The sequence below is a fragment of the Vogesella indigofera genome, from assembly GCF_003633895.1.
Taxonomy (GTDB): domain Bacteria; phylum Pseudomonadota; class Gammaproteobacteria; order Burkholderiales; family Chromobacteriaceae; genus Vogesella; species Vogesella indigofera.
Genome location: NZ_RBID01000011.1, coordinates 87,788 through 98,374, shown reverse-complemented (window position 1 = coordinate 98,374; position 10,587 = coordinate 87,788). Strand labels below are relative to the sequence as shown.

Sequence of the window (10,587 nt, the reverse complement as noted above, 5' to 3'; positions counted from 1 at the left end):
GCGCCAGCCCAGGGTTGGCCGCATCAGCCGGCGCTGACGCGCAGGTCGCAACCGCCCTCCACCGCCACGTCGTGATAGTGCAGCAAGCCCGGCACATCGGCCGGTAGCGCCTCGTCCACCGGCTTGCCCTGCAACAGTGCCAGTGCCGGGCGCACCACCGCCGCCAGCAACGCCTCGTTGCTATCCAGCGCCGCCAGCTGCAGCGTATAGGTCCACTCCGCGCCGAAGTGGGACTCGCTCTCCTCCCACCACAGCAGGCGGTTGCCGCGGTTTTCCCACGGCTGCCACGCGCTGGCCGGGAAGCCGACAAAGGCGTCGTACTCAAAGGCAAACTCGCAGGCCCAGTGCGCCACGTGCAGCACCGCGCCCACCGGCGTGCCATCCTGTTGCAACGGCACGCCGTCACCGGCAAGGCTGATCTGGTAGTTGAGCCAGCCGCCGATGAATTCCTTCCTTTTCTTGTTGCGCACGATCAGCGGCAGGCTGCTGGCCAGTGCCACCCGCCCCAGCGCCGGCACTTGCTGCACGCTTTCTTCGACACTGCCAAGCTTGTGGCACAGCTTGGCCGCGCCGAGCACCTCGCCCAGCAGCGCATCCAGCTGCTGTTGCAGGGCCTTGGCGTGACGCCATTGTTCGTTACTGATGGCCGCGGGCTGGGCGTCATGGTTCATGCGATGGTGTCCTTGTATTGCGGAATCAAAAACAACAACGGCGCCCACTGGCGCCGTTGTCGGAGTGTTGCGGCCAACCTTACACGCCGGCCTCGTGGGCCTGTACGTCAGCGTGATAGCTGGAACGCACCATGGCACCGACGGCGGCGTGCTTGAAGCCCATTTCGTAGGCACGGGTTTCGTACTGCTTGAACACGTCCGGATGCACGTAGCGCAGCACCGGCAGGTGACCATCGGTCGGCTGCAGGTACTGGCCGATGGTGATCATGTCGATATCATGGGCGCGCATGTCAGCCATCACTTCGTACACTTCTTCATCGGTTTCGCCGAGGCCGACCATGATGCCGGACTTGGTGCGCACCTCCGGATTGCGCGCCTTGTACTCTTTCAGCAGCGTCAGCGAGTGCTGGTAGTCGGAGCCGGGACGGGCCTGCTTGTACAGACGTGGCGCGGTTTCCAGGTTATGGTTCATCACGTCCGGCGGCGTGGCGCTGAGGATGTCCAGCGCGATGTCGAGACGGCCGCGGAAGTCCGGCACCAGCACCTCGATCTGGGTGCCCGGCGACTGCTTGCGCACTTCGCTGATGCAGTCGGCAAAGTGCTGGGCACCGCCGTCGCGCAGGTCGTCGCGGTCAACCGAGGTCACCACCACGTAGCGCAGCTTGAGCGCGGCCACGGTTTCGGCGAGGTGGATCGGCTCCTGCGCGTCCAGCGGGTTCGGGCGGCCGTGGCCGACGTCACAGAACGGGCAGCGACGGGTACAGATGTCGCCCATGATCATGAAGGTGGCGGTACCCTTGCTGAAGCATTCGCCGATGTTCGGGCAGGTCGCCTCTTCACAGACGGTGTGCAGCTTCTGCTCGCGCAGGATCTGCTTGATCTCGTTGAAACGCTGGCCATTGGGCAGCTTGGCGCGAATCCACTCCGGCTTTTTGAGCTTTTCGTCGAGCGGCACGATCTTGATCGGAATGCGTGCCGTCTTGTCAGCGCCTTTGTGTTTTACGCCAACCTGGTTTTCCAGTTTCATGCTGTCTCCTTCATCACCGTCAGGTGTCGCTCCAGCTGCGGCAGCAGCCGTTCGGCGGCTTGCGCAACGGTCAGCGCAACGCCTTGTTCTTTGATTTGCGTGACCTTGAGGCCGGCATAGCCGCAAGGGTTGATCCACAGGAACGGCGTCAGGTCCATGTCCACGTTCAGGCTCAGCCCGTGGTAGACGGCACCGTTCTTGATGCGCAGGCCCAGCGACGCGATCTTCTCGCCACCGACATAGACCCCGGGGGCGTTGACATCGCCGTAGGCGGCAATGCCCAGCTCACCCAGCATGTCGATGATCGCCTGCTCGATGCGGCGCACCAGCTCGCGCACGCCGATGCCCATGCGCTTGAAATCGATCAGCAGGTAGACCACCAGCTGGCCGGGGCCGTGGTAGGTAACCTGGCCGCCACGATCGCACTTCACCACCTCGATGCTGCTGGGCATGATCAGGTGCTCGGGCTTGCCGGCCAGGCCCAGGGTGTACACCGGCGGGTGCTCGACACACCACAGCTCGTCCGGCGTCGCCGGCGTGCGGCTGTCGGTGAAGGCCTGCATGGCCTGCCAGGTCGGCGTGTAGTCGACCAGACCCAGCTGTTTGACGAGGCGGCTCATCACTTACAGCGCAAACTTGACGAGGGAATGGCTGGACAGCGCGCGGTAAATGTCGTCCAGCTGCTCGCGCGACATCGCGGTCACTGTGATGGTCAGCGACACGTAACGGCCACTGGAGCTGTCACGCGCCACGATGTCGGTGATGTCCAGATCCGGCGCGTGCAGGCGCACCACTTCGAAAATGGTGGGGTGGAAGTCCGGATGCTGCTCGCCCATCACCTTGATCGGGAAGCGGCACGGAAACTCCATCAACTCTTTCTGCTCTTCACTCATGGTTCTGTACTCGAATATTCCTGATGTTCAAGGTTGGCCGCAGTCAGGTGCGGCCAACCTTGCGTGGCCGCTTACCAGCCCAGCCACAACTTGAGGCTATCCCACAGGCGGCTGAAGAAGCCACCCTCTTCCACCGCCTTCAAGGCCTGTACCGGGCGCTCCAGCAGTACCTTGCCGTCCAGCGACACGGTCAGCTTGCCGACTTCCTGGCCCTGCTTGATCGGCGCGATCACCGGCTGCAGCGTTTTCATTTCCGCCTTCAGGCGGCTGGTTGCGCCCTTGCTGACGGTGATGTGCACGTCGCGGTCAAAGCCGATGGCCAGCGTCGAGGCGGCGCCCTTGTATACCGGCAGCGTCGAGACGGTTTGTCCGGCAGTATACAATTTGGGCGTTTCGAAAAACTGCAAGCCGTAATTGAGCAATTTCGAGCTTTCCACCGCGCGCGCTTCCGGGCTGGCGGTGCCGACCACGACCGACAGCACGCGGCGGCCGTCGCGGCGGCTGGAGGCGATCAGGTTGTAACCGGCGCCCTCGGTGTGACCGGTCTTCATACCGTCCACGTTCGGGTCGCGGTACAGCAGCAGGTTGCGGTTCGGCTGGGTGATGTTGTTATAGGTAAACGACTTGATCGAATAGGTCGGGTAGTACTGCGGGAAATCATGGATGATCGCCGCCGACAGCGTCGCCAGATCGCGCACCGAGGTAAAGTGCTCGGGGTCCGGCAGACCGGTGGAATTCTTGAAGTTGCTGGCCTTCATGCCCAGGCGCTTGGCCTCGGCCGTCATCATCTGCGCGAACACCTGTTCGCTGCCGGCAATGGCTTCGGCCAGAGTCACGCAGGCGTCGTTGCCGGACTGCACGATCATGCCCTTGATCAGGTTGTCGACCGTGACCGGCACTTTCGGGTCAAGGAACATGCGCGAGCCTTCCTGCTTCCAGCCCACCTGCGACACGGTCAGCGTCTGGTCCAGCGTCAGGCGTTTTTCCTTCAGCGCCTTGAAGGTGAGATAGGCCGTCATCAGCTTGGTCAGCGAGGCGGGTTCGACACGCATGTCCGGATCGCGGGCCGCGATGATCTGGCCACTCTGATAGTCCATCAGAAAATACGCCTTCCCCGCGATTTCCGGAACCGGCGGCACGAAAGCGGTACTGGCCTGGGCCAGCGTGGAGAGAGACAAGGCGGCTACAAGCAGTGCAGAGGTAATCTTTTTCATCAGAGGCAAAACACGATTAGGGTGGGTTCAAGGCAAAGCAGCCGGGGATTATACACCCAAGCCCGCGCTTCATTCGCGCCGCGACGCAGGTTTTTCTTTACAAAACAAGCCCGCGCGCCGCGCCGACTGCCGCCGCAATGCAGCAATCTTTGCCTTACGGCGCTTTTCGCTGGCACTTGGTTCCTGTTAATCTGGTGATTCACAAAAAAAGACATCATCCGGACACCGATCACCATGCCGCATCCCAAGGACTATCTAGAACGCATTCTTACCTCCAACGTCTACGACGTGGCCATCGAGAGCCCGCTGGACGTGGCGGCCAACCTCAGCCGTCGCACCGGCAACACCATTCTGCTCAAGCGCGAAGACTTGCAGCCGGTGTTCTCGTTCAAGCTGCGCGGCGCCTACAACAAGATGTCCAAGCTGACGCCGGAACAACTGGCCCGCGGCGTGATTACCGCCAGCGCCGGCAACCACGCGCAGGGCGTGGCGCTGTCGGCTCAGCGCATCGGCTGTGAAGCCACCATCGTGATGCCGGTCACCACCCCGCAGGTGAAGATCGACGGCGTCACCCGTCGCGGCGGCAAGGTGGTGCTGGCCGGCGAATCGTTCAGCGACGCCTACCAGCACACCATGAAACTGGTGGCCGAAAACGGCATGACCTACATCCCGCCGTTTGACGACCCGGACGTGATCGCCGGCCAGGGCACCATCGGCATGGAAATCCTGCGCCAGCACCCCGGCCCGATCGACGCGGTATTCGTCGCCATCGGCGGCGGCGGCCTCGCCGCCGGCGTCGCCAGCTACATCAAGCGGCTGAAGCCGGAAATCAAGATCATCGGCGTGCAGCCGGTCGATTCCGACGCCATGAAGCAGTCGATCGAGGCCGGCCACCGCGTCGAGCTGAAGGATGTCGGCCTGTTCGCCGATGGCGTGGCGGTGAAGCTGGTGGGCGAGGAAACCTTCCGCATCTGCCGCGAGCTGCTGGACGAGATCATGCTGGTCGATACCGACGCCATCTGCGCCGCGATCAAGGACATCTTCGAGGACACCCGCTCCATCACCGAACCGGCCGGCGCGCTGGCGGTGGCGGCGGTCAAGACCTACATCGAGCGCGAAGGCTGCAGCGGCAAGACCTTTGTCGCTATCAACTGCGGCGCCAACATGAACTTCGACCGCCTGCGCCACGTGTCGGAGCGTTCGGAGCTTGGCGAGCGCCGTGAGGCGGTGATCGCGGTCACCATCCCGGAGAAGCCGGGCAGCTTCAAGAAGTTCTGCAGCGTGGTCGGCAACCGCAACATCACCGAATTCAACTACCGCTTTGCCGATCCGAGCATCGCCCACGTGTTTGTCGGGGTGCAGATCAGCGGCAAGGAAGACGTTGCCCGCATCGTGGCCGACCTGCAAGCCAACGAGTTGGACGGGCTGGACCTGACCGACAACGAGCTGGCCAAGCTGCACATCCGCCACCTGGTCGGCGGCCACGCGCCGCAGCTGAAGGACGAGCGCGTGTTCCGCTTCGAGTTCCCGGAGCGTCCGGGCGCGCTGATGCGCTTCCTGGAGGCGATGCACACCAACTGGAACATCAGCCTGTTCCACTACCGCAACCACGGCGCCGACTACGCGCGCGTGCTGGTCGGCATCCAGGTGCCAAGCGAGGACAATGCCGCATTCCAGCAATTCCTCGACAGCCTCGGCTACCCGTGCGTGGAAGAAACCAACAACCCGGCGTACAAGCTGTTCCTCGGCAAGACCGTCCGCTGAACCGCCCCGCCCGCTTGCGGCCAACCTTGTCCCAAGGTTGGCCGCAAGCCATTACCGGAGACCGCAGCAATCATGATCAAGGCCGTACTGTTTGACCTTGACGGCACCCTGGCCGACACCGCCCGCGACCTGGGCGCCGCTCTCAACCGCCTGCTGGCCGAAGAAGGCCTGCCGCCGCAACCGTATACCGCGGTGCGTCCGATCGCCAGCCACGGCGCCCGTGGTCTGGTCAGCCTCGGCTTCGGCATCGACAAGAGCCACCCGCGCTTCGAGGAATACCGGCTGCGTTTCCTCGATCTGTACGAGCACAGCTTTGCCGACGAAACGGTACTGTTTGACGACATCAACGCGCTGCTGCACGAGATCGACGCCCGCGGCCTGAAGTGGGGCATCGTCACCAACAAGCCGATGCGCTTTACCGACCGGCTAGTGCCGGCGCTGCCGTTTGCGGTGCCACCGGCGGTAGTGGTCAGCGGCGACACCGTCGGCGTCGCCAAGCCGGACCCGGCACCGATGCTGCACGCGGCCCAGCAAATCGACATCGCACCGGAGCACTGCCTGTATGTCGGCGATGCCGAGCGCGATATCCAGGCCGGCCGTGCGGTCGGCATGAAAACGGTGCTGGTCAACTGGGGCTATATCGCCGACAGCGACGACACCGACAGCTGGCAGGCCGACATCACCATCGACCAGCCACTGGCCCTACTGCCTCACCTGTCCTGACATGACAAGGCCGCCATGCCATCACGGCATTGCGGCCAACCTTTTGCCACGTTCACCCGCGGTACGGCGCCTCAGCCGGGCAATACCACCACCGACGGCGACTCGCCCGGCACTTCATGCTGGTGCCAGCGCACATAGCAGTTCAGGCCACAGTAGTGCGCCACATAGTCAGTTACCTCGCACTCGCCACTATCGGGCGGCAGGCTGTCGAGACAGACGCTGCATTCCAACACGGTATCCATGACACACTCCCTGCAATCAACAACCCTGTTTTAACGCTAGGCCAGCCGGCGCACCAAGGGAAATCAATTATCACAATGCCGTCAATAGTTTAGCCGCACATCACCAAGCAGCAATACCGCACGGCAGCCATCCCCCTTGGCCGGCAAGCAGCGCGGCACGCCGCGATATCCACCACGGCACGCTTCAAGCTCTTATAATGCCAAGTTGATAAAAACAGCCTGCCGACCACACCCATGCGTTCTCTACCGATCCTGCTGCCACTCTTGCTGTGCCTCCCCCATCTGGCCCAGGCTGCCGACACCGATGAATGGCGCTATACCGTGCAGCGTGGTGACACGCTGTGGAGCATCGCCCGTCAGCACCTGCGCTCGATTGCCCACGTCCCGGCGCTGCAGCAGAAAAACGCCATCCGCGATCCTTATGTCCTGACACCCGGCAGCGTGGTGCGCATCCCGACGCAGTGGATGCGGCAACACACCGGCAAGGCCACGGTGACCGACCTGATCGGCAGCGCCAGCCTCGGCAACGGCAAGCAGCAAACGGCACTGGTCAACGGCAACAGCTATCCGCTACAGGCCGGCCACATCATCAGCACCGGCCCCAACAGCCTGCTGAAGCTGCTGCTGGAAGACGGCAGTCTGGTCAGCATCGGCGCCAATGCCCGCTTCACCATCCAGCAGGCGGTGCACTACCCGAGTACCGGCGCCAATGCCACCTGGCTGAATATCGAACGCGGCAGCGTCGACAACCATGTCAGCAAGAACCCGCTGATGCCCAATCGCCACACCATCCAGACACCGAGCGCGATTACCGCAGTGCGCGGCACCGTCTTCCGCGTCAATGTCGACGACGACAGCCGCTCCGCCACCGAGGTGAGCGAGGGCCAGGTGGAGGTCAGCGCCGCCGGCTACAGCGAACAGATCGGCAGCGGCTTCGGCAGCGTCACCCGTCGCGGCGAGGTACCGGGCAAGAGCACGGCGCTGCCGCCTCCGCCAGAGCTCGGCCAGCTGGGCGGCACGCAGGCGTTTTCTCCCGCCATCCTGCAGTGGCCACCGGTGGCCGGCGTCAGCCGCTATCCCGTGCAATTGCTGCGCACCATCCCGGAACGCCGCATCGTCGACGACACAACGGCCGCCAGCAATCACAGCTATCCGGCGCTGGACAACGGCGAGTACCGGCTGCTGGCGCGCAGCGAGCTGGACAACGGCCTGCAAGGCCGCGTTGCCAGCCAGGACTTCAGCGTGCACGCCTTCCCGACCCCGCCACTGGTCGTCAGCCCGGCCCCCGACGCCCGCCTGCGCAGCCTTGACGTGCGTTTTGTGGTCAGTGGCGATGCCGGCAGCCGCTACCGGTTACGACTGGCGCGGGACGCGGCGTTCAGCCAGCCGCTGCTGCATGACTTCTCGCGGCAGGACAATCGTCTCACCCTGCCGGAGGGCGGTCACTGGTTCTGGCAGATCGCCCGCCTGGACGCCAGTCAGCAGCCCGGCCCCTACAGCCAGACCTACCAGCTGCAGGCCGACACCGGCTGGTGGCGGGCCAGCCACTACCGCGGCACCACGCTCAGCGCCCGCCCCTACCCGCTGGCCAACGCCCGTTACCAGCTGCGGCTGACCCAGCTCGACCAGCCGCAGCCAGCGCTGCAACTGGATGGCGACACCCCGCGCTGGCAACTGGTGGAGCGCCTGTTCCCCGGCCGCTACCGGGTCAGCTATCGCGTCACCACTCCCGATGGCTATCTGGCACAAGAGCCGGATGACATCTTGCTGCTAGACTGAACAGCATGCGCCCCCACACTCCCAAGCGCCTGCCTGCCTTCATCCTGCCGGCACTGGTGCTGCTGGTCAGTCTGCTGCCCAACCGCCTCGACCTCTGGTTTCAGGACCGGCTCGGTCAGTTGCTGGCGCAAGCGGCCAGCGACGATATCGTTATCGTGGCCATCGACGAGAAAAGCCTGGCCGAGCTGGGGCGCTGGCCGTGGCCGCGCGAACTGCTGGCCGGCGCCATCGACAAACTGGGCAATGCCCGGGCCGTCGGCCTCGATCTGGTGCTGGCCGAACCGTCGGCCAACCCCGAATCCGATCAGGCGCTGGTCGACGCCCTGCGCCGCAACGGCAAGGTATTCCTGCCCGCCGTCCCCGAGGTCAGCAACAACCAGCTGGTGGAAACCCTGCCGCTGCGGATGTTTGCCGATGCCGCCAAGGGCATCGGCATGATGGATTACCCGCTGGACCAGGACGGTCTGATCCGCCGCACCTATCTCGCCAGCGGCCTGGGCCAGCCACGCTGGCCGGCGTTTACCGCCTTGCTAGCCGGCCTGCCGCCCCAGGTCATGGCACTGGACACACCGGTTCTCAACAATCGCTGGCAGCGCCACGACGAACGCCTGCTACCGCATCTGGACGGCGAGCTCGGTTTTCCCAGCCTCTCCTTTGTCGACATCCTCAACCACAACGGCAACATCGAGGCGCTGGCCGGCAAGACCGTACTCATCGGCGCCACCGCCTCCGGCCTCGGCGACAGCCACCTGACACCGATGCAGGCCGACTGGCCGGCAACCAGCGGCGTCGTCATCAACGCCGCCACCACCCAGGCGCTGCAAAGCCAGAGCCTGGTCCGCCCGCTGGACGCCGCCTACCTGCCGCCACTGCTGCTCGGGCTGACGCTGCTGTGGCAATGCCTGCTGCGACGGCGCTACCGCGAAAAAAGCATCCAGGCCGTCGCCATCTACGGTGCCACCCTGCTGGCAGGCGCCGTATTGCTGCTGCAACTGCAGCAGCTGTATCTGCCGCTGGCCTCGCTGATCACGCTGCTCATGCTGGCCACGGTGACCGACTACTTCCTGCAGCAGAGCCACTTCAAACGCCTCGCCCTCACCGACAAGCTGACCGGCCTCGCCAACCGTCACCACTTTGACGACCGCTTCATCTTCACCCTGCAACAGGCACAACTGACACGCAAACCGCTGGCCCTGCTCATCATCGATGTCGACTACTTCAAGCGCTACAACGACCACTACGGCCACGCCGCCGGTGACGACGTGCTGAAAAAGATCGCCACCGTCGTCGAAAAAGCCGTCCGCAACAGCCATGACCTCGCCGCCCGCATCGGCGGCGAGGAGTTCGCCATCCTGCTGCCCGGCGCCACTCCCGAGCAGGCACTGGACATTGCCGCCACCCTGCGCCAGCAACTGCTGCTGCTGCAGATCCCTCACCAGCAAAGCCCGGTTGGCCGCGCCTCGTGCAGCATCGGTGTGCTGTCGCAAGTGCCGCATGCAGACGACACCACGCGCAGCCTGTTCGAAAAGGCCGACAAGGCACTGTACGCGGCCAAGCACAACGGCCGCGACCGCGCCGAAATCGCGAATTGAATCAAGCCACTGCTAGCGCGTGGCTATACCTTCAGGTATACTGAAATTCTTCAGACTGTGGGGGCGACCTGGTTTCGACGGGGGTTGCGAAGCAGAAGAGGGCATACCGGGATCTCAGACTTCCCGTAAAACACTGAATTTATTTAGTCGCAAACGACGAAAACTACGCTCTAGCAGCCTAACGGCCGGCTAGACACTACAACGGTTCGCAGATGGGCCGGGGGCGTCAAAACCCTGTAGTGTCACTTTACATCTGCTAGTGTTGTGTCGGGTTACTTGGCACAATGCGAACCAAAAGGTAACTCGCCAAAGCTCAGCCTGTCCGTCGGCGTAGTGGAGGTTAAATCCAAATGACACGACTAAGTATGTAGAACTCTCTGTGTAGGATTTCCGGACGCGGGTTCGATTCCCGCCGCCTCCACCACCATCACAAGATAAAGCCCTGATTTTTCAGGGCTTTTATCTTTTCAATGCCTCAATGGTAGCCATTCATGGTAGCCATTTTTTGAATGTAACCTCGCGCTATTTCTGGCACAGTTTTGCGCTGCTTTTGTCACAGGCAACCACCCTACTCCACCGCATAATTTGCGCTTGTTTTGGCACAACCCCGGCACCATCGCCGGGCTTTACCATTGACCGTTAGAACAGCCCAGCCATTGCCGCCGACTCCCAGTTCGTAATC

The 10,587-nt window shown here is 63.4% G+C and carries 10 protein-coding genes and 1 other RNA gene; 5 read left to right on the top strand and 6 right to left on the bottom strand.

Annotation, left to right across the window (positions count from 1 at the left end; genetic code table 11):
* Positions 1 to 23: 23 nt before the first annotated feature.
* From C8E02_RS02760 to C8E02_RS02740, 5 genes are all read right to left on the bottom strand, one after another.
* Positions 24 to 671 (bottom strand): hypothetical protein, encoded by a 648-nt coding sequence (locus tag C8E02_RS02760; protein WP_120809558.1) that lies wholly within the window; start codon positions 669 to 671, stop codon positions 24 to 26.
* 79 nt (positions 672 to 750) lie between these two features.
* Positions 751 to 1,698 carry a lipoyl synthase gene (gene lipA / locus C8E02_RS02755; RefSeq protein WP_047966472.1) on the bottom strand — a complete coding sequence of 316 codons (948 nt, stop codon included), beginning with the start codon at positions 1,696 to 1,698 and terminating at the stop codon, positions 751 to 753.
* Positions 1,695 to 2,318: a lipoyl(octanoyl) transferase LipB gene (lipB, locus tag C8E02_RS02750; RefSeq protein ID WP_120809557.1), complete on the bottom strand. Its 624-nt coding sequence runs from the start codon at positions 2,316 to 2,318 to the stop codon at positions 1,695 to 1,697. Before lipB ends, lipA begins: the two co-directional genes overlap by 4 nt.
* Before the next feature lie 3 nt (positions 2,319 to 2,321).
* Positions 2,322 to 2,591 (bottom strand): HP0495 family protein, encoded by a 270-nt coding sequence (locus tag C8E02_RS02745; RefSeq protein ID WP_047966474.1) that lies wholly within the window; start codon positions 2,589 to 2,591, stop codon positions 2,322 to 2,324.
* Between the two features lie 71 nt (positions 2,592 to 2,662).
* Positions 2,663 to 3,805 (bottom strand): D-alanyl-D-alanine carboxypeptidase family protein, encoded by a 1,143-nt coding sequence (locus C8E02_RS02740; RefSeq protein ID WP_120809556.1) that lies wholly within the window; start codon positions 3,803 to 3,805, stop codon positions 2,663 to 2,665.
* A 234-nt stretch (positions 3,806 to 4,039) separates the two neighbouring features.
* Here C8E02_RS02740 and ilvA point away from each other — a divergent pair, with 234 nt between their 5' ends.
* Together ilvA and C8E02_RS02730 are read left to right on the top strand one after the other, a co-directional pair.
* Positions 4,040 to 5,569 (top strand): threonine ammonia-lyase, biosynthetic, encoded by a 1,530-nt coding sequence (gene ilvA / locus C8E02_RS02735; protein WP_120809555.1) that lies wholly within the window; start codon positions 4,040 to 4,042, stop codon positions 5,567 to 5,569.
* A gap of 72 nt (positions 5,570 to 5,641) precedes the next feature.
* Positions 5,642 to 6,292, top strand: a complete 651-nt coding sequence (locus tag C8E02_RS02730) for an HAD family hydrolase (protein ID WP_120809554.1) — start codon at positions 5,642 to 5,644, stop codon at positions 6,290 to 6,292.
* 71 nt (positions 6,293 to 6,363) lie between these two features.
* Here C8E02_RS02730 and C8E02_RS02725 read toward each other — a convergent pair whose 3' ends face one another.
* Positions 6,364 to 6,534, bottom strand: coding sequence for a DUF3330 domain-containing protein (locus tag C8E02_RS02725; RefSeq protein WP_120809553.1), 171 nt, complete (start codon positions 6,532 to 6,534; stop codon positions 6,364 to 6,366).
* Between the two features lie 234 nt (positions 6,535 to 6,768).
* Between C8E02_RS02725 and C8E02_RS02720 the strand changes: the two genes are divergently transcribed.
* The 3 genes from C8E02_RS02720 (at position 6,769) to ssrA (ending at position 10,329) form a co-directional block, all read left to right on the top strand.
* Positions 6,769 to 8,313 (top strand): FecR family protein, encoded by a 1,545-nt coding sequence (locus C8E02_RS02720; protein WP_120809552.1) that lies wholly within the window; start codon positions 6,769 to 6,771, stop codon positions 8,311 to 8,313.
* A 5-nt stretch (positions 8,314 to 8,318) separates the two neighbouring features.
* Positions 8,319 to 9,905 carry a diguanylate cyclase gene (locus tag C8E02_RS02715; RefSeq protein WP_120809551.1) on the top strand — a complete coding sequence of 529 codons (1,587 nt, stop codon included), beginning with the start codon at positions 8,319 to 8,321 and terminating at the stop codon, positions 9,903 to 9,905.
* A 59-nt stretch (positions 9,906 to 9,964) separates the two neighbouring features.
* Positions 9,965 to 10,329, top strand: a transfer-messenger RNA (tmRNA) gene (gene ssrA, locus C8E02_RS02710).
* Positions 10,330 to 10,587: the final 258 nt, after the last annotated feature.

Excerpts from the sequence above, each read along its gene's own strand:
- C8E02_RS02760 (WP_120809558.1), bottom strand. The coding sequence starts at position 671 with ATGAACCATGACGCCCAGCCCGCGGCCATCAGTAACGAACAATGGCGT.
- lipA (WP_047966472.1), bottom strand. The coding sequence starts at position 1,698 with ATGAAACTGGAAAACCAGGTTGGCGTAAAACACAAAGGCGCTGACAAG.
- lipB (WP_120809557.1), bottom strand. The coding sequence starts at position 2,318 with ATGAGCCGCCTCGTCAAACAGCTGGGTCTGGTCGACTACACGCCGACC.
- C8E02_RS02745 (WP_047966474.1), bottom strand. The coding sequence starts at position 2,591 with ATGAGTGAAGAGCAGAAAGAGTTGATGGAGTTTCCGTGCCGCTTCCCG.
- C8E02_RS02740 (WP_120809556.1), bottom strand. The coding sequence starts at position 3,805 with ATGAAAAAGATTACCTCTGCACTGCTTGTAGCCGCCTTGTCTCTCTCC.
- ilvA (WP_120809555.1), top strand. The coding sequence starts at position 4,040 with ATGCCGCATCCCAAGGACTATCTAGAACGCATTCTTACCTCCAACGTC.
- C8E02_RS02730 (WP_120809554.1), top strand. The coding sequence starts at position 5,642 with ATGATCAAGGCCGTACTGTTTGACCTTGACGGCACCCTGGCCGACACC.
- C8E02_RS02725 (WP_120809553.1), bottom strand. The coding sequence starts at position 6,534 with ATGGATACCGTGTTGGAATGCAGCGTCTGTCTCGACAGCCTGCCGCCC.
- C8E02_RS02720 (WP_120809552.1), top strand. The coding sequence starts at position 6,769 with ATGCGTTCTCTACCGATCCTGCTGCCACTCTTGCTGTGCCTCCCCCAT.
- C8E02_RS02715 (WP_120809551.1), top strand. The coding sequence starts at position 8,319 with ATGCGCCCCCACACTCCCAAGCGCCTGCCTGCCTTCATCCTGCCGGCA.